17 protein-coding genes are annotated in these 17,427 nt (G+C 67.1%); 5 read left to right on the top strand and 12 right to left on the bottom strand.

Annotated features, from left to right (window positions below; all coding sequences use genetic code 11):
* The first annotated feature begins 87 nt into the window (after positions 1-87).
* The 3 genes from OG885_RS23960 to OG885_RS23950 are packed head-to-tail and all read left to right on the top strand — an operon-like array spanning position 88 to position 1,365.
* On the top strand, positions 88-495 hold the full coding sequence (locus tag OG885_RS23960) for an NUDIX hydrolase (RefSeq protein ID WP_405742849.1): 408 nt from the start codon (positions 88-90) through the stop codon (positions 493-495).
* 46 nt (positions 496-541) lie between these two features.
* Positions 542-970: an ATP-binding protein gene (locus OG885_RS23955; RefSeq protein ID WP_405734848.1), complete on the top strand. Its 429-nt coding sequence runs from the start codon at positions 542-544 to the stop codon at positions 968-970.
* Positions 970-1,365 (top strand): hypothetical protein, encoded by a 396-nt coding sequence (locus OG885_RS23950; protein WP_405742848.1) that lies wholly within the window; start codon positions 970-972, stop codon positions 1,363-1,365. Before OG885_RS23955 ends, OG885_RS23950 begins: the two co-directional genes overlap by 1 nt.
* Before the next feature lie 299 nt (positions 1,366-1,664).
* Here the strand turns inward: OG885_RS23950 and OG885_RS23945 are convergent, their stop codons facing one another.
* Positions 1,665-2,525, bottom strand: coding sequence for a hypothetical protein (locus OG885_RS23945; protein ID WP_405734846.1), 861 nt, complete (start codon positions 2,523-2,525; stop codon positions 1,665-1,667).
* A complete protein-coding gene (locus OG885_RS23940; protein ID WP_405734844.1) occupies positions 2,522-3,925 on the bottom strand; it encodes an AAA family ATPase in 1,404 nt (467 codons plus the stop codon). The genes OG885_RS23945 and OG885_RS23940 overlap by 4 nt, the downstream gene beginning before the upstream one ends.
* Before the next feature lie 651 nt (positions 3,926-4,576).
* On the opposite strand from OG885_RS23940, the gene OG885_RS23935 reads away from it, so the two are divergent.
* Positions 4,577-5,116: a hypothetical protein gene (locus OG885_RS23935; protein WP_405734842.1), complete on the top strand. Its 540-nt coding sequence runs from the start codon at positions 4,577-4,579 to the stop codon at positions 5,114-5,116.
* A 151-nt stretch (positions 5,117-5,267) separates the two neighbouring features.
* Positions 5,268-5,771: a hypothetical protein gene (locus OG885_RS23930; protein WP_405734840.1), complete on the top strand. Its 504-nt coding sequence runs from the start codon at positions 5,268-5,270 to the stop codon at positions 5,769-5,771.
* 313 nt (positions 5,772-6,084) lie between these two features.
* Here OG885_RS23930 and gap read toward each other — a convergent pair whose 3' ends face one another.
* From gap to OG885_RS23880, 10 genes are all read right to left on the bottom strand, one after another.
* A complete protein-coding gene (gene gap, locus OG885_RS23925; protein WP_405734838.1) occupies positions 6,085-7,083 on the bottom strand; it encodes a type I glyceraldehyde-3-phosphate dehydrogenase in 999 nt (332 codons plus the stop codon).
* 116 nt (positions 7,084-7,199) lie between these two features.
* Entirely contained in the window at positions 7,200-8,177 is a 978-nt protein-coding gene (locus OG885_RS23920; RefSeq protein ID WP_405734836.1) for a GlxA family transcriptional regulator, read from the bottom strand.
* A gap of 62 nt (positions 8,178-8,239) precedes the next feature.
* A complete protein-coding gene (locus tag OG885_RS23915; RefSeq protein ID WP_405742847.1) occupies positions 8,240-9,613 on the bottom strand; it encodes a phosphatase PAP2 family protein in 1,374 nt (457 codons plus the stop codon).
* A 212-nt stretch (positions 9,614-9,825) separates the two neighbouring features.
* Complete coding sequence (locus OG885_RS23910; protein ID WP_405734834.1) at positions 9,826-10,566, bottom strand: SDR family NAD(P)-dependent oxidoreductase; 741 nt, start codon at positions 10,564-10,566, stop codon at positions 9,826-9,828.
* A gap of 36 nt (positions 10,567-10,602) precedes the next feature.
* Positions 10,603-10,809, bottom strand: coding sequence for a DUF4287 domain-containing protein (locus tag OG885_RS23905; RefSeq protein ID WP_405734832.1), 207 nt, complete (start codon positions 10,807-10,809; stop codon positions 10,603-10,605).
* Between the two features lie 72 nt (positions 10,810-10,881).
* The gene (locus tag OG885_RS23900; protein WP_405734830.1) at positions 10,882-12,195 is read right to left on the bottom strand and encodes a glycoside hydrolase family 36 protein; all 1,314 of its coding nucleotides are present in this window, start codon (positions 12,193-12,195) and stop codon (positions 10,882-10,884) included.
* A 27-nt stretch (positions 12,196-12,222) separates the two neighbouring features.
* Positions 12,223-13,101 (bottom strand): carbohydrate ABC transporter permease, encoded by an 879-nt coding sequence (locus OG885_RS23895; RefSeq protein WP_405734828.1) that lies wholly within the window; start codon positions 13,099-13,101, stop codon positions 12,223-12,225.
* Positions 13,098-14,078 (bottom strand): carbohydrate ABC transporter permease, encoded by a 981-nt coding sequence (locus OG885_RS23890; protein ID WP_405734826.1) that lies wholly within the window; start codon positions 14,076-14,078, stop codon positions 13,098-13,100. The genes OG885_RS23895 and OG885_RS23890 overlap by 4 nt, the downstream gene beginning before the upstream one ends.
* A complete protein-coding gene (locus OG885_RS23885) occupies positions 14,075-15,373 on the bottom strand; it encodes an ABC transporter substrate-binding protein (protein WP_405734824.1) in 1,299 nt (432 codons plus the stop codon). The genes OG885_RS23890 and OG885_RS23885 overlap by 4 nt, the downstream gene beginning before the upstream one ends.
* A 230-nt stretch (positions 15,374-15,603) precedes the next feature.
* Positions 15,604-17,334: a copper resistance CopC/CopD family protein gene (locus OG885_RS23880; protein ID WP_405742846.1), complete on the bottom strand. Its 1,731-nt coding sequence runs from the start codon at positions 17,332-17,334 to the stop codon at positions 15,604-15,606.
* Between the last annotated feature and the right edge of the window lie 93 nt (positions 17,335-17,427).

Raw genomic sequence — 17,427 nt, 5'->3', positions numbered from 1 at the left:
AGACGTGTGGGTGAGTGTTGTTGCTACGGTGGAGAGCCTAGCCATCCGAGAGGGCCGAGGAACGTGAGCACAGAACGCCCGCACTCCGTGAGCGTGGCCGGGGTCGTCGTCGACGACTTGGGCCGGGCCCTCCTGATCCAGCGCCGGGACAACGGCAAGTGGGAGCCGCCGGGCGGTGTCCTCGAACGCGAGGAGACCATCCCCGAGGCCCTGCAACGCGAAGTCCTCGAAGAGACCGGTATCAAGATCGCACTTCCGGCGACCCTGACCGGCATCTACAAGAACATGACGGGCCTGATCGTCTCCCTGGTCTTCCGCTGCCAGGCCGCCGACGGCACGCCCACCACCGGCGACGAGACCCGCGCACTGCGCTGGGCCACCCGCGAAGAAGTCTCCGAGCTTGCCGACGAGGCGTACGCCATCCGCGTCCTGGACGCGATGGACGCGGCGTCTCCACCTGCCATCCGCGCCCATGACGGCGTGAAACTCGTCTAGCCCGAACCCGCTGCACATGGCGGCCTACCAGCATAAAGGAACTTGTATGCACGAGTATACGAGTACTGCCCGGGTCTGGGGGCTCACTTGCCCAGGTTTCCCGGAAGAGGTCAGCAGGGCCCGCCGCTGGACCCGTGACATCCTGCGCGGATCGCCATGGGCGGAGGACGCAGAGCTGATCGTGAGCGAGCTGAGCGCGAACGCGATCCTGCATACCGCCAGCGGTCAGGAGTCGGGCAGTTTCCATCTGGCCTTGGCGGTATCGGCACAGGTCGTCGCGTTGTCGGTGACGGACTGCGGAAGTGCCGGCACCGCCCCGAAGGTGGATCGCCAGGACCAGGACGCCGAGCACGGCAGGGGCCTGGGCATGGTCAGCGTGATCGCCCACCGGGTCGTGGTCCACGAGAGCGACGGTGGCCACACCGTCACCGCGGAACTGTTCACAGCCCCGCCCAGGGGAGGCCATCCGTGCTGATGGACAAGCCGCAGCGGGGCTACTGGTGCGAGTGCTGGACCGAAGACCTCACCGAGGAGACGCGCCCGGTCCTTCGGGCTTCCTTCGACGCTTACTCGGCACCGCAGGTCGACAGATGGGTGGCGGTCGCGCTCCGCACGATCTCACCGGCATTGGATCCGGACGCATCCCAGGAGGCGTGGGAGTGGCTGTACGACGGCCGCATCACCACGCGGAAGGCACTCCTGCGCGCCGAGCCCTGCACGGTGGCGCTCACCCGGGCTCGTACCCGCATCACCTGGGCAATCCGGCCCGTAATCTTCCTCCCGATAGCCCAACGCCAAGGGAGTGGACTCCCTTCCTGCGCTTACGACTTCACAGCTATGGAGCCTCACACGCCCCAGCAGGCCGACTGAGTTACAACTTTCTCTACTGGTTCAAGGCGGCTCGCTCCGCTCCCCGCGCGCAGGCCCGGCCCCCGGCCGGGCCTGCGCTCCTGTCTCCGCCCCGCTCCAGCCCAGCCGGCGCCCGTGCCGCGCGCACAGCAATCAGCCGCCTGATCCCAGAGAGGAAGTTCGTCGTAGCAGGCGGCCAACTCCACGGCTTTACGGAGCCACAATGGCGTGATCCGCATAGATAGTGGTCCAGCGTCGTGTTTTACGTGGCAGGCCCGCCACCTGCTCGATGGGCGCAAGCTTGCGTGATCAGCGCGAAGTTACGGTATTGTGAGCCAAACTTGCCTGTTTGAGCCGCGGCACCACTCCGCCACTCTCCTGTAAAGTTGGGTCTTTTCCAGGTGCTCTAGACGCCAATGGGAACGAGCCGTTTTCTCCCAGTGGTCACCTCTGAGCGAAACCCCTAGAGTGGATTTAACCGCATACGCTAGGCACCTGAATAGGTCGTGCCCTTGCGCCACTCGTGCGGGAGGCACGACTTCGGATTTCATTCTTGCGATCCAGCCATCCAGTTCCGATTCTTGGATCGGCCCACCATTACATCGCTTTGCGACAATAAGATGAAGAGCCGGAATGTTGGGCGATAGCCCCTCGGCCTCGAAAGCCCGCTCGAATGGAAAATGATCTAGGGTTATCTCGCGTCCCTCGATAGCCGAATAGAGTCGCAGGTATCCGATCAGGCTCGCCATATCGAGCGACTTTGACTTAAGAAACGCTATTCGTTCTTCGCCGGAATCGTCCGAATGTACCCGAGAGTAGTCGCAATAGGCCTCAACACACCGGTCCACGATGCCGTCAGCGAAGAAGACCATTGAGTCGAGGTCGTATGGGTCTGTGTACACTACGTTTGAGCTTTCTGAGCGCACTTCAACGAGATCAACTAGATCACTGTCGACGATTGCTAGAACTCCTGCGAATCCTTGCACATCGGACCACTCGACCGCTTCAATCGCTTCAATTTTCCCCTGAGCGATCACCAGTCGACACTCGTCTCTGTCAATACATCTCGCGAGTGTCGTGCAGTCACTGTCTCCTTCAAGGATCAAGATGGTACGCGTGTCGTAGCTCCGCAACATCCCCACGGTATTCTTTGTGACCGTAGGGGAAAGGATGTCTCTCACGAACGCCCCTCCCCCTTAACCGCCCCGTCGGAAGCTTTCATCTCGGGTGCGTTTAGGGCAACTGCCTGCCCCCACCACTCATTGATGATCAGAGGCGAGTGAGTAGCCACAACGAAACGCAGGTTCGACAATTGTGCAATGCGTTGAATATCGGCCAGAAACTCCTGTTGCCAGGCTACATGCAATGAGATCTCAGGTTCGTCGAGCAGAACAAGGGATCCCGTTCGCACGTTGAAAAGAAGATCATAAATGAGCACAATTTCATGCTGCTCGCCCGACGAGAGTTGAGATGGCGAAATCCTCTGCTCGTTGTCATTCTCAAAACGGAAGCCAGCTTCTCTATCGATAATCATCCGCTTGAAGAGAAATCGGCTCTTAATGATGCTTTTAAAAAGCTCAACCCGATTGAGAAGGTCTTGGAATGTAGATAGCTTGTGCGCACTATCTTGCAGATACGTCCACAAAACTTTTCTCTGCCATGAAACCAGTTCGCCGCCTTGTAGCGGGACGTCCATAGACTCATCCAATAGGGCGATCGCGGCAAGACGATTTCGGAGCTTGCTTTGCTCTTCGTACGCCGCCCTAATTTCTGGTTCTGTTGGAACGACGTCAAAAGTGCTGTCATCCAGGACGCGCCTGGGGAAACTCTTATCGAGTTCTTGCGACCTTCGCGAATTTTCAGTCAGTGAGGCAGCAAGACGGTTAGCCAGGTCCCTTGCACACTCTGAGACCTTCATACGCTGTGGATGACTCTCCGGGGACCGGCGACGGGCGGCCTCCCCCCCTTGATTGAGAATTAGGAGACGCTGAGTTTCCACCATGTGAATATCGAATTGGTCCAGAAACTCGACGATCTCTCGATCGAACTCTTGGAGATCTAGTAGCGCTTTCCCCCTGGCCGCCCCAGGCGTGAGCCGATAATGCTGCGGAAGGTACGCGCCGCCTGAATGTTCAAGCATTTGCAGCTTCATAGAAGGGGACGCGTCCCTTTCGACTGCCTGCATCATTTCGTTCTGTACTTCTCTCCATACTGCGAGTGGAATTTCGTCCGTTGGGAAGTTGATCGCCCCGGACACTCCCGATTTCCCGTATTTCTTGCCGGAGAGTCTAAATGTGAGATTGATTGGCCTCATGCGCATATTTCCCTGATACGCATGAGTCTTATTATGAATGATCAAACGCTCACCCCCGCTAAAAACCATTGACAGGCTAGCGAAGTGAGACTCTGCAATCTTGAATACGTCGAAGCGGAAAACCGACTCAATCAGTTCGAGCATGCGTGTTTTACCGACGCCATTTGGGCCGTGAAGAATGATGAAAGGAGCGTCGGGCGTGAACTCGAATTCATGGTTAAAGCGGCCGAGGAGCTTGCTCACCGCGAAGCGTTGCAGATGCGTCACTTTAACCTCCAGCAGGGTTGCAGAAGCGGCACGCAACGAGGGTCCTAACGTAGCGTGATAGTTACGCTACTAGTTGGCGACCTGACGTCCGGGCTACTTCATCGTTCTCGCGGTTGTGCCAAATCAAACCGTTATGAATCGGGCCTGGTGGAGACAGCTCCTCTGCTGAGCGCTGCGGCATCGTCGTTCCGGGGCAACCGTCGCCGCTTGCTCTGGTCGACGGCACCGACAGCGTGGCTGAGGTCGGTGGGGTGCAGCGAGGCACACGCGCGCCCAGTCGGATGGCGTACCCGCCATCGTGGCTGACTTTCGTCGGCTGAGGCTCAGGCGGACCTCATCGAAAGCGTCGCCGTCAGTCGAGCGCGGCACCGTAGCTGATCAAGTCTGGGCCGTCCCTGGGCTCCGTGCCAGACCCATGCCAGATACTGCGGGGAACCACGGGGAACAGCGGTCACCCCACCCGGGCACGTCCTTAGGTCACGACGCTGCTCCACAGCAGGTCAGCGAGCCTATCGACCCCACAGAACCCGAGCTTCCTAAGGTGAGGGCTCTGCGGCTGTCGCTATGGGGCCACCATCACGATGCCGGAACGGTCCGACCCGCCGTGGGATCTCTCATGGGTCCGGTCTCGTCTGAAGGCACAATGCCGCCATGAACGCAGGGGAGATCGCGTTGGTGGGGGCGGTAGCGGGCATCGTGGCGTCAATCGTCGGCGCCGGAGGGGCGGTGGTAGCCGCTCGCTTGGCTGGTCGGTACCAGTCCAGAAGCCAGCATGCCCACTGGCGACGCCAAGTGCGCCGGGACGCCTACGCAGCCTTTCTGGACTCAGTTGCCCAGTTCAACGAGCTGAGACGTTCCTACCGCGAGTTGGCTTTGCTCGGCCAGACCATGCCCGAAGGAACAGCGGACAGGCTCCGAGGGCTGATCCGTGGTATCGAAAAGGCGCTGTTCCTCGTGGAGTTGGAGGGGCCCGCTGAAGTGGCCGCACAAGCCGACACCGTCATGCGCTCGATCGCTGACTGGCAAGCCTCCGTCATTGTCACTGAGCTCCGCGCCGCGCGAGGCGTCCCGCCTCGGAGCGATGTCCCAAGTAGCGACGCCATGCACCGCCAGGTCAATCAGTCCGTAGAGGTCTTCAAGGTCGTGGCTCGTGCGGCCCTTGACGCTCCGGACACCGTTAGCCAGGTGTGATGGCCTTGAGAGTTCTGCGCAGTGGAGAGTCTCTGAGTCGCGTGGTCGCTGGCCGAAACGGTAGGCAACGAGGAACGCGCGGGTGTACAGCCGTCTCTCACGCGACTGACCATCGACGAGGACAATGCCAGAGCTTGGGGGAGGAGAGCGCATGGCGGACATGGAGGCGACAATCCGCGCTGTGGCACGCCGCGCTGACCACGTGTACTGGGTGCGGGAGTGGCCCGACAAGCCGACCTGGCGGGACCGGCTTCGCCGATGGATGGACCCCGCGTCGTACCATTTCGACCGGACCGCCACCCCACCGCAACCCTGGGTTGACCGGCCCGCCGACTACTACGAGCAAACAGGTTGGCGCATCCGAGCGGCCTACGTCAGGTCCGACCTGGCCTTTGAGGTCGAGTACGTGGTCTGCGTTCCGTGCAAGATCGGCTGGGTGGAAGCGCCTCACTCCTACGAGGGCTACAAGCGCTGCGGCCTCGCCTCAGCCGCTCTCCGGTCCCTGCGCCAGGTCTACCCAGGAGTGCAGTGGCACACGGGCGGCGGCCATTTCCGCGAGGCTGAGCCCTTCTGGAGTTCCGTCGGCGTCGGCGTGCCCGGCGGCTACACCCAGCGGGAAAGGTGCCGTCATGTGGAACCGTGGCGAGCACGGTGAGCGTGAAGACACTCCCCAGGTCTGTGACCGGGGAACCCGTTATGGCCGCCCGTCTCAGTTTCCGTCTCATTCAGTCCCGTTCACGGCCGTTCAGGCGAGACCGGGAGTCGGGTGCACCCTCCAAGCGAGCCACCCGTGAACCCAGGTGAACGCCCTCGAACGACGCCCACCACCCCACCAACACAGTTGGAAAGCGTGTTGGGGGCAACCCCTCACGAGTTCGAATCTCGTATCCTCCGCCAGTGCCTCACCGGGCACGATGTCGAAGGGCCCCACCGCGAGGTGGGGCCCTTCGACGTGTCGGGGGTCCGGGTCAGCGGCCGGCGAGGAGTTCGAGGGTGTCGATCACCCGGTTCGAGAAGCCCCACTCGTTGTCGTACCAGGCGACGACCTTGATGTGGCGGCCCTCCACACGCGTGAGGGCGGAGTCGAAGATCGACGAGGCGGGGTTGCCCACGATGTCGGACGAGACAAGCGCGTCCTCCGAGTACTCGAGGACGCCGGCCAGCGGGCCCTCGGCGGCGGTGCGGTAGGCGGCCAGGACCTCGTCGCGGGTCACGTCGCGGGCGACGGTCGTGTTGAGCTCGACGATCGAGCCCACCGGGATCGGGACCCGGATCGAGTCGCCGGACAGCTTGCCGTCGAGGTTCGGCAGGACCAGGCCGATCGCCTTGGCGGCGCCCGTCGTGGTCGGCACGATGTTGACGCCGGCGGCGCGGGCGCGGCGGGCGTCGCGGTGCGGGCCGTCCTGGAGGTTCTGCTCCTGGGTGTAGGCGTGCACGGTCGTCATGAAGCCGTGCTCGATGCCGGCGAGCTCGTCGAGGACCGCGGCCAGCGGCGCGAGCGCGTTGGTCGTGCAGGAGGCGTTGGAGACGATCGTGTGGAGTTCGGCGTCGTAGGCGTCCGTGTTCACGCCGTACGCCAGGGTGACGTCGGCACCGTCGGACGGGGCGCTGACGAGCACCTTCTTCGCGCCCGCGTCGAGGTGGGCGCGGGCCGCCTTCGCCGAGGTGAAGCGGCCGGTGGCCTCCAGGACGATGTCGACGCCGAGTTCGGCCCAGGGGAGCTGCGCGGGCTCGCGCTCGGCCAGGACCTTGATACGGCGGCCGTCGACCACGAGCGTGTCCCCGTCGGCGGTCACCGGGCGGCCCAGGCGCCCGGCCGTGGAGTCGTACGCCAGGAGCCGGGCGAGGGTGGCGGGCTCCGTGAGGTCGTTGACGGCGACGACTTCGAGGTCGCTGTCACGTTCCAGCAGGGCGCGCAGCACATTGCGTCCGATGCGGCCGAATCCGTTGATGGCGATGCGAGTCATGACTGCCCCTTGATGTCTGTGCGGCTTCGACTCCAGCGTCGCGCGCGGCTCCCGGTCCGGACAGTGGCGACATCGCCATGGTTCAAAAGGATCGCGCCAGGCGGGCGAGCGACCCGCTATTCGCCCTGGGTGAAGGTGCGTCGGTAGTCGCTCGGGGTCGTGCCGAGGATGTGCTGGAAGTGCAGCCGCAGATTCGCGCCGGTGCCCAGACCGACGTCGGCGGCGATCTGCTCCACGCTCCGCTGCGAGCGCTCCAGCAGTTCACGGGCCATGTCGATGCGGGCGCGCATCACCCACTGCATCGGGGTGTAGCCGGTCTCCTCGACGAAGCGCCGGGAGAAGGTACGTGCCGACACCCCGGCCTCCCTCGCCATCATGTCGAGGGTGAGGGGCTCTCCCAGCCGGTGCAGCGCCCACTCCCGGGTGCGGGCGAACCGCTCGCCGAGCGGCTCGGGCACGCTGCGTGGCACGTACTGCGCCTGGCCGCCGCTGCGGTAGGGGGCCGCGACCAGGCGCCGGGCCGCGTGGTTGGAGGCGGCAACGCCCAGGTCGCCGCGCAGGATGTGCAGGCACAGGTCGATGCCGGAGGCGGCGCCCGCCGACGTGAGCACGCTGCCCTCGTCGACGAACAGGACGTTCTCGTCGACCTGGACGAGCGGGTGCTTCGCCGCGAGCGCCCGTGTGTAGTGCCAGTGCGTCGTGGCGCGGCGGCCGTCGAGCAGGCCCGTGGCGGCCAGCGCGAAGGCGCCCGTCGAGATGGCGGCGAGCCGGGTGCCCCGGGCGTGCGCGGCGATCAGCGCGTCGACGACGGCCCCCGGCGGGTCCTCGCGGTCGGGGAACCGGTAGCCGGGGATGAAGACGATGTCCGCCCACGCGAGCGTGTCGAGGCCGTGGGCGACGTGGTACGACAGGCCGTCTGCGCCGGTCACCAGGCCCGGAGCCGCCCCGCACACCCGCACCTCGTACGGCATGCTCGCGCGGGTCGTGAACACCTGCGCGGGAATGCCGACGTCGAGCGGCTTCGCGCCGGTGAGCACGAGGACGGCGACGCGATGCGGACGGGAGGAGGACGGCGCGGGGGCGGAGGACGGCACGGGGACAGGCTACGAGGGGCGTCCCCGGCGCCACCCCGCGCGCGTCACCTCCCCCGTGCGCGTCACACCGGCTCCGGCTGCGGCTCCCTCTCCGGCACCGGGGTGACCTCCCGCTCCCACGCCCGTGTGATGCGGACGTAGGCGTAGATCACCGACCCCATCGCCAGCAGCACCAGCGGCCCGTACAGCCACGGGTGGAGGGCCATCTCCATCGGGAGGTAGCGGTACGACAGCAGGAGCGCCGCGAAGACCGCCGTGCCGTAGCCGACCAGGTGGGTCGCCGTGCGGTCCCAGCCGCGGGCCTGGGCGCGCAGGCCCGCCTCGATGGTGAGGGTGAAGACCACGCCGGCGACCAGGTCGGTGCCGTAGTGCCAGCCGAAGCCGAGGGTCGCCGTGAGCGTCGCGAGCAGCCAGAACGTGCCCCCGTGGCGCAGCACCGCAGGGCCCTTGCGGGAGTGGATGAAGATCGCGGTGGCCCACGCGGTGTGCAGGCTCGGCATGCAGTTGCGCGGGGTGAGCGCGTCGAACGGGATCGGCTGCGGGTCGGTGAGCGGGGGCGGAGTGTGCGGCCAGAAGTCGCCCACCATCCACTGGGCGGTGTCCGGCGTGTGGGTCCACAGGCCGTCCGGCTGCCAGTGCTCGACGCCCGTGCCGTAGGCGAAGATCGGGCCGACCACCGGGAAGATCATGTAGATGCCGGGGCCGAGCAGGCCGATGACCAGGAAGGTGCGCACCAGGTGGTGGCGGGGGAAGCGGCGTTCGGCCGCCACGTTGCGCAGCCCGTACAGGGAGACGACGACCGCGGCCACGGCGAGCTGGCCGTAGACGAGGTCGAGGAAGTGGGCGCCGACCGGGCCCGTGGTCTTGAGCATGCGGCCGACCAGCCAGGACGGGTCGCCCAGCGCGTGGTCGGCGACCGCCAGATAGGGGTCGAGGACCGTCGGTCGGGCCTTGGCGGTGATGAGCAGCCAGGTGTCGCCGGTCTTGCGGCCGGCCACCAGGAGCAGGGCCAGGCCCACGCCCTTGAGCAGCAGGACGCGTTCATGGCCGGTGCGGCGGGTGACGGCGATCACCGCGCAGCCCAGGATCACCCACAGCGCCCCGTTGCCGAACGGATGGCCGCCGTGCAGTCCGGTGCCGGTCGCCCAGCGCAGCAACAGCAGGACCGCGTCGATGCCGAGCGCGACGCCGAGCGCGATGAATCGCTCGCGCCGGGTGAGCACCACCATCATCAGGGCCATGCTGCCGTAGAGCAGGAAGCCTGACTTGGGCGGGAGGATCACCTCCTTGACCTGAGTCGTGAGCGGGCCCGGCAGGCCGTAGTGGCGTGCGGTGATCTCCAGCGCGACAAGGAACCCGAGGGTGACCGCACCGGCCGCGGCCCACAGGAGGACCTGTGGCCGACGCCACGCGGCGGATGCCGATCTTCGTCGTATTCGCGGCAGGTCCCGCGACTCTCCAGGTATCAATTGGCTGGCCGATTCTCAGACATATGGGTGCAAGGCGGTCACTGTGCGGATGCCGGGCGGGCGTTGAGCGCACGTTGGGCGGGCGTTGGGACGCCGATCATCGTAAGTTCAAAGACCCCCCACAGTTCAGAGGGCCGAGCCAGGAATCTGGTTCGGCTCCTCAGTGTGTCCGGGGTCGCTCACGTCAGATTCAGGCCACCGTCCAGCACGACCACCTCGCCGGTGAGATAGCGGTGGGCGATCAGCGCGGCCACCAGGTCGGCCACGTCGACGGGTTGGGCGGGGCGGTGCATCGGGGCGCGGTCGCGCCAGAGTTCATGGGCCTGCGTCCAGTCCTTCGTCATCGGGGTGTCCACCAGGCCGGGCGCCACGGCGTTGACCCGGACGTCGGGGCCGAGCGCGGCGGCGAGCAGCCGCGTCACATGGTTCAGGGCGGCCTTGCTCGCCGCGTACGGGACGGAGGAGCCCTTGGGGCGCACCCCGGCATGGCTGGTGACGTTCACCACACAGCCGCCCCCGGGTGCCTCGCGGAGCGCCGGGAGCGCCTCCGTGCACAGCACCCAGGGTGCGATCAGGTTGACCTCCAGCAGTCGGCGCCAGTCCGCCGGGGTGGCCGCGGCGAGGTCGGCGTGCGGGATGGGCCAACTGATGCCCGCGTTGTTCACCAGGACGTCGAGGCGGCCGTACCGGTCGAGGGTCGAACCGACCAGGGCCCGGGTCTCCTCCTCCACCTCCAGGTCCGCCCGTACGTACGTCCCGCCGAGCTCGGCCGCCAGTGCCTCGCCGGTGTCGGTGCTGCGGCGCGAGTGCACGACGACCCGCGCCCCGTCCGCGGCCAGCCGCCGGGCGACGGCCTCACCGATGCCCGAGGTGGACCCGGTGACCAGGGCCACGGGACGGTCCTGCTGTTCAGTTCCCATGTCCGCGGATCCTGCCACCGCCGCGAGTCGGCCCTTCTACTTCCCCTCGGCCAGCGTGTGCGCGACCAGCGCGTTCGCGTGGCCGTGGCCCAGACCGTGCTCCGTCTTGAGCCAGCTGACCAGCTGCATGTGCCGGGTCAGTGGGGAGCTGCGGATCAGCTCCAGCCACTCCTCGACCGGGCGGCCGTACTTCTTCTCGATGGAGGGGAAGTAGCTGGCGGGGCCCTTCACCGGCTCGGTCATGTGACTCACGTCCTTTCGTGGCGTCCGTGTCGCCTTCTATGACCGCGGCCGACGGCGGAACTCATCGGGGTCTCACCGGTCGTCTCCGCCCAGAAGTCGGCGAGTTGTCGCCACTCCCCACTGGTCAAGCGACAGCAGCCGGTCGCTGGAGGCCATCAGGCCCCCGGTCGCCTCGACATGCGCCGCCCAGCGCTCGCGGGTCTCCACGGCCGGGCGGGCCATCAGACAGTCGGGGTCGTTGACCCAGAGGCGGCCGTGCTGCCACTGGCGTCCGACGCCGGTGAACTCGGCCGGATCCTGTCCGGGTTGGCTGTAGTCGCCGGCCTCGGGGCGGCGGTGCGGGGCCGTGTCGGGGCTGACCCGCATGGCGTCGAAGAGGCCGACGGAGGGCAGGAGCGGGGCACCGCAGCCCAGCAGATAGGCGTCCGCGCCGATCGCCTCGCGGATCAGCTCGATGCCGGAGCGGTACGCCTCCAGCGCGTCGACCGGCGCGTGGCGTACGCCGTCCAGCGCGCCCGCGTACAGGAAGTCGACCTTGAAGTAGTCGTAGCCCTCGTCCCGCAGCGTCCGGAAGACGTCCGTCAGATACGCGGCCGCCCCGGGGTGGGTGGTGTCCAGGACGCGCAGGTCGTGGCCCCAGTTGCGACCTGCGTGCGCGAAGCCGCCCGCGGTGTCCCGGACCAGCCAGTCGGGGTGCTCGGTGGCCAGGTGGCTCGCCGGGTCGACCAGGAAGGGTGCCGTCCAGATGCCGGCCCTGCGGCCCCGGGCGCGGATCGCGTCGGCGATGCCCCGGCGGGAGCGGAAGCGGCCGGAGAGGGTGAGCCAGTCGCCGAGGGCCTTCTGGTAGCCGTCGTCGATCTGGACGACGTCGATGGGCAGGTCGAGGGTGTCCATCGCGCGCAGGTTCTCGTGGATGTCGTCCTCGGTGACCTCGGTGAAGTACTCGTACCAGGAGCACCAGACGGTCGGCGCCGGACGCGGCGGCCGCACGCCGAGCGACGCGGCCCACTCCCCCAGCACCGTCTGGATGTCGGCCCCCGTCCACTCCTTCACCGGGCCGTCGGCGCTCACCTCCGCGACGGTCCCGGCCAGGACGAGCCTGATGGACGGGACCTCGCGGACCGGGTCCGGGGCCGCCCAGAGGCGGACCGGGGAGCCGTCGCCCGGGTCCAGGGCCAGCAACCCCTCACCCTGGAAGGCTCCTTCGGGAACGGTGACGGCGGGCCGGTAGCAGACCGTCGCCCAGTTGTCGTTCGTCGGACGGTACGGCCTGTCGTCGAGGGCGTAGGCGCCGCTAGGGCTCCAGGACTGCCAACCCTCCTCGTGGACACGGGCGTTGACCGGATCCACGGGGACGGAGGTGACCGGGGTGAAGGGGAGGGACACGGTGGTTCTCTTTCAAGTACGAGGGGTTCAGCCCTTGTTGGCGCCCAGTGTCAGGCCGCTCACGAACTGGCGTTGCAGGGTGAAGTAGACGACGAGGGTGGGGATGGCGGTGAGGAGGGCACCGGCGGCGACGAGGTTGGGGTCGGTGAAGTACTGGCCGGAGAGGTTGTTCAGGGCCGAGGTGATGGGCATGTTCTCGCCGGTGGAGATGAGGACGATGGCCCAGAAGAAGTCGTTGTAGATCCAGATGGAGAGCAGGGTGGCCAGGGCGGCCATGGCCGGTTTGCACAGGGGCAGGGTGATCTGCCAGTACAGCCGCCACACCGACGCCCCGTCCACGAGCGCTGCCTCGGTCAGCTCGTGTGGCAGGGAGCGCATGTAGTTGCTGAGTACGAAGGCGCAGAAGCCGGACTGGAAGGCGATGTGGATGAGGACCAGGCCGAGGGCGGAGTCGTAGAGCTTGCCGCTCATGGTGATGCCGGGCAGGTCGATGAGGAGGTAGAGGCGGTAGAGGGGGGTGATGATGACCTGCTGGGGGAGCAGGTTGCCTGCGGTGAAGATGAGGAGCAGGGCGAGGTTGAGACGGAAGTCGAAGCGGCTGACGTAGAAGGCGACCATCGACGACAGCAGCAGCGTCAGCAGCACCGCCGGGATGGCGATGAGCAGTGTGTTGCCGAAGTAGTGGAGCATGTCGGACTGCTGGAAGGCGTTGGTGAAGTTGTCCAGGCTCAGCTTGTCGGGCCAGGACACGTACCCCTTCTCACTGGTCTCCGCATACGGCCGCAGCGCCGCGAACAGCGCCCACAGCAGGGGGGCGAGCCAGGCCAGCGAGGTCACGATGAGGAAGGTGTGCAGCAGGATGCGGGCCGGGCGGACCGGCTTCCCGCGCAGGGCGAGGGTGCTCATGCGCGCCGCTCCTTACGGAAGGTGGACACCAGATACGGGACGATCACGGCGAGGGAGATCACCAGCAGGACGACGGCGATCGCGGAGCCGTATCCGATGCGGCTGGACTCGCCGATGATGTTGTTGGTGACCAGGATGGAGAGCAGTTCGGTGCCCTGGGCGCCCTTGTTGAAGACGAAGACCAGGTCGAAGGCGCGCAGCGATTCGATGATGGTGACGACCAGGACGACGGTGTTGGTGGGGCGCAGGGTGGGGAAGATGACGTTCTTGAAGGTCTGCCACTCACCCGCGCCGTCGAGTGCGGAGGCTTCGCGCAGGGCGGGGTCGACGCTTTTGAGGCCGGCGAGGTAGAGGATCATCATGTAGCCGGCGTGGCGCCAGGAGGCGGCGACCAGGATGGCCCACAGGTTGAGGTCGGGGTCGCCGATCCAGTCGATGTAGTGGCCGGGGGTGTTGGCGCCGATCACGCTGTTGATCAGGCCGGTGTCGGGGTTGTAGATGAGCTGCCAGACGAACCCGATGACGGCCATCGACATGACGACGGGCAGGAAGAACGCGGTCTGGTAGACGCGGCTGAAGCGGATCTTCTTGTCCAGCTGCACGGCCAGGAACAGGCCGAACGGCGTGGGCAGCAGGATCAGCACCACGAACCAGATCACGTTGTGCTGGACGGCCGGCCAGAACTGCGGGTTGGTGGTGAACAGTTCACGGAAGTTGTCCAGGCCGACCCACTTGATCGAGTCGAACCCGATGCCGTCCCACGTCGTGAACGCCAAAGCGATCGACGCCAGTGCCGTCAGCCACACCAGGGCGACATGCAGGATGGTCGGCACGCCCGCCATCAGACCGAGGGTGATCCGGTCGCGGCGGGTGAGGAGGCGGCGGTGGCCCGTCGGCCTCTTGCGCGGGGCAACGCCCGAAGGCGACGCGAGGGGCGTCGCCTTGGGGGTCTCGGTGGTCTCGGTGCCGGTCGTCATGAGGAGGCGAAGATCGTCTTCTTCTGGCGCTCGACCGAGGACAGGATGCCGTCGATGCCCTTGGGGTCCCGGATGAACTTCTGCAGCGCGGGCTGCATCACCGTCGAGGTGAAGTCGGGGCGGCTGTCGCGGTCCATGAACTGCGTGAGGCTCTTCGCGCCGCTGATCATGTCGTACGCCTTCTTCTGCAGGGCGGTGTACGAGGAGGTGTCCGCGGTGCTGGAAGCGGCGACCACGCTGGAGTCGGCCTTGAGGTAGATGGCCTCGGCCTCCGGAGTGCCGAGGAACTCCAGGAGCTTGACGGCGCCCGCGTGGTTCTTGGGGCTCTTGCTCATCATGAAGCCGTCGGTCGGCGCCTCGACGGTGTCCTGCCCGAACTCGGGGCTGATCTCCGGGAAGGCGAAGAAGTCGAGGTCGTCCGCGATGGTCTTGTCGGTGGCCTGCTGGCCCACGAAGGAGCCCAGCAGATACATGCCGGCCTTGCCGGAGAGCATGCTCTGGGCGGCGTCCTGCCAGGTGCGGCCGACGGCGCCGTCCTGGTGGTAGGGCAGGATCTCGGCCCACAGGTCGAAGGCCTTGCGGACCTTGGCGTCGGTCCAGGATGCCTTTCCGGCCATCAGGTCGACATGGAAGTCGTAGCCGTTGGTACGGAAGTTGAGCTGGTCGAAGGTGCCGAGGGCGGGCCAGGCGTCCTTGTCGCCGAAGGCGATCGGGACCAGGCCGTCCTTCTTCATCTGCTTGCACAGGGCGACGAACTCGTCCCACTTGGTGGGGACCGTGTAGCCGTGCTTCTGGAAGACGCTCTTGCGGTAGAAGACCGCCCACGGGTACGTGTCCAGCGGGACGAAGTAGTACTTGCCGTCCGCGCCCTTGCTGAGCTTCTTCATCGCGTCGGGGAAGTTGTCCCCGATCTTCGCCCACACGTCGTCGAGCGGGGTGGCGAGGCCCTTGGCCGCGAAGAACTGCATCCGGTACCCGGCGAACCAGTTGAACACGTCGTCCGGCGTGCCCTGGAGGTAGGCGTTGATCTGCTCCTGGAAGGTGTTGTGGTCCTTGGTGTTCACGTCGACCGTGATCCCGGACTGCTTCTTGAACGCCGCGTAGATCTCGGCGTACGCCTTCTTCGGCACCGCGTCGGAGCCGTTGGAGCCGAGGCTGACGGTCTTCGGGTCGGCGGCGGTGCCGCTGCCGCCGCAGGCGCTGAGCAGGGGGATGCCGGCGCCGAGTACGGCGGCGCCGCCTATGCCGCGCAGCAGGGTGCGGCGGCTGGGCGAGGGGAGGTGGAGGTCGGACATGAACGGCTCCTGTGGGCAGGGTTCGGCCAGGCAGGGCGAAGGGGAATGCTGAAGTCCGTCGTAAACGACCAGAAATCAACTTGACCGAACACGGTTGCGTAATGACAGCCGTATGTCCTGTCATGCGTCAAGAGCGGAATGGCACCTTTGTGGAAACGTGACCGACACATACAAGATCGGGCCGAAGGCCCGAATGGCCTTCGACCCGTCGCACAGGCCCTCCGGGCCCGCTACCTGATCTCGACCGAGTCCGTCTCGCTGACCTGGTCGGTCTCGGAGATCCGCACGGTGGTCCGCATCGTCCAGGTGCCGGCGAGGGGCAGGCTGAAGTCGTTCGTGCCCCAGTAGCCGCCCCGGTCGCTGAGCCGGGCGTCGAGGGGGCCGATGTCCTGGGACGGAAGCGTGAAGGTCAGCCGCAGCTCGGGGACGGTCGCGAAGCCGCCGTCGGCGCCGAACACCACGGCCTGGATCTGGTTCTGGCCGACCTGCCCCGGGTCGAGGGTGATCTGCACGGTCCCGCGCCCGGCGGCGCCCAGGTCGAAGGGCACGTTCGTGACCGAGGCGACGGGCAGCCCGCCGGCGGGGGCCTCGGCGCCCGCCTCCTCCGCCGCCCGCCCGGGCAGCGTGCCGGTCAGCACGGTCGTCAGCATCAGCACGACGACCCCCACGGTGACCTCGACGGCGACCGACCGCCGCAGCCCCCGCCGGTAGCCGCCGTCATCGGGGGCCTGCGCGGGCTTCTCCGGCGCGGGCAGCGCGGGCCCGCCCACCGGCTCAGGCACCCGCTCCGACACGCGTACGACGCTCTCGGCGTCCACCGTCACCAGCCGCGCCGCCCACTGCCGCGACAGCCCGGCCGCCCCGAGCAGCACGACCACCGCCGTGAGTTTGAAGAGCAGCAGACGGCCGTACGAGGTCCCGGTCAGCGCCGCCCAGGAGCCGAGGCCGCGCCAGGACTGGTACACGCCGGTCACGACCAGGACGGTCACACAGGCGAAGGCGAGCCGGGAGAAGCGGGCGACCGTGGCGGCCTCGACCACCGACGCCCGGTACAGGGTGGTCACCAGGGCGGTGAGGCCGCCCAGCCAGGCCGCCATCGCGAGGACATGCAGCACGGAGGAGGCCATCGCAACCGGCACCTGGATACCGGCCGAGGCGTGCTCACCGGCGGCCCAGGTCAGGGCCAGGGCGACGGCGAGGACACCGCCGACGATCCGGGTGCCCTTGGCGCTCCACGCCCTGCGCACCCAGCGCAGATACAGCGCCGTCAGCACGAGCAGCCCCAGCCGGGCCAGCAGCACCTGGCCGGGACGGGTCGTCAGGGTCCGGCCGAAGCCGTCGAGGGTCGGGGCCGTCCCCGTCTCGTAGGCCGCCCTGAGCAGCAGCAGGGCGACGGTCGATCCGGTGAGCGTCCACCAGCCCGCCCACAGCAGCCGGGGCAGGACGGTCGCGTCGGCCGGGCGGCAGCCGGCGAGGAACACCGCCGTGCCGATGAGCAGGGCGGCGGCGAGATAGGCCAGATAGCGGGCGATGTTGTAGAGGGCGGCGGTCGTCGGGTTCTCGACCGGGCCGGGGTCCACGGACGCCGTGGTGGCCGAGGGCTTGCCGACCGAGAAGGTGAACGCGCCCGACACCGGGTGGCTGTCCGCCGAGACCACCCGCCAGGCCACGGTGAAGGTGCCCTCGCCGAGCCCCTTGGCCGGCAGGGTCACCCGGGCCGTGTCGGAACGGCCCGGCACGTGCTCGGCCTCGCCGGTGCGGACCCGCTGGTTCTTCGGGTCCAGGACGCGGAAGGAGTCGTCGAGCAGACCGACGGACTCGGTGAAGGTCAGGGTGAGCTGACGGGGGGCCGACTTGAGGACGGCTCCGTCCTCGGGGTCGGTGGCGCGGAGGGCGGCGTGGGCGGACGCGGGTCCCGCGCCGCCGAAGAGGAGCAGGACCAGCACGGTGCCCAGCAGCACCAGCCCTTGAAATCGCCGCCGACCTCGGCCACCGTCACGCTCCACGTCCGCACTCCGTCCCGCCGCTCCGGAACATGTACGTACGCGCGCGCC

It is taken from the genome of Streptomyces sp. NBC_00028 (assembly GCF_045041065.1).
GTDB lineage: Bacteria > Actinomycetota > Actinomycetes > Streptomycetales > Streptomycetaceae > Streptomyces.
Note: the sequence above shows the minus strand (reverse complement) of the source record. Positions and strands in the feature narration are given on the sequence as shown.

Bases quoted from the DNA above. Each gene is read 5' to 3' on its own strand.
- OG885_RS23955 (WP_405734848.1), top strand. From the start codon at position 542: ATGCACGAGTATACGAGTACTGCCCGGGTCTGGGGGCTCACTTGCCCA.
- OG885_RS23950 (WP_405742848.1), top strand. From the start codon at position 970: ATGGACAAGCCGCAGCGGGGCTACTGGTGCGAGTGCTGGACCGAAGAC.
- OG885_RS23935 (WP_405734842.1), top strand. From the start codon at position 4,577: ATGAACGCAGGGGAGATCGCGTTGGTGGGGGCGGTAGCGGGCATCGTG.
- OG885_RS23930 (WP_405734840.1), top strand. From the start codon at position 5,268: ATGGCGGACATGGAGGCGACAATCCGCGCTGTGGCACGCCGCGCTGAC.
- gap (WP_405734838.1), bottom strand. From the start codon at position 7,083: ATGACTCGCATCGCCATCAACGGATTCGGCCGCATCGGACGCAATGTG.
- OG885_RS23910 (WP_405734834.1), bottom strand. From the start codon at position 10,566: ATGGGAACTGAACAGCAGGACCGTCCCGTGGCCCTGGTCACCGGGTCC.
- OG885_RS23905 (WP_405734832.1), bottom strand. From the start codon at position 10,809: ATGACCGAGCCGGTGAAGGGCCCCGCCAGCTACTTCCCCTCCATCGAG.
- OG885_RS23895 (WP_405734828.1), bottom strand. From the start codon at position 13,101: ATGAGCACCCTCGCCCTGCGCGGGAAGCCGGTCCGCCCGGCCCGCATC.
- OG885_RS23890 (WP_405734826.1), bottom strand. From the start codon at position 14,078: ATGACGACCGGCACCGAGACCACCGAGACCCCCAAGGCGACGCCCCTC.
- OG885_RS23885 (WP_405734824.1), bottom strand. From the start codon at position 15,373: ATGTCCGACCTCCACCTCCCCTCGCCCAGCCGCCGCACCCTGCTGCGC.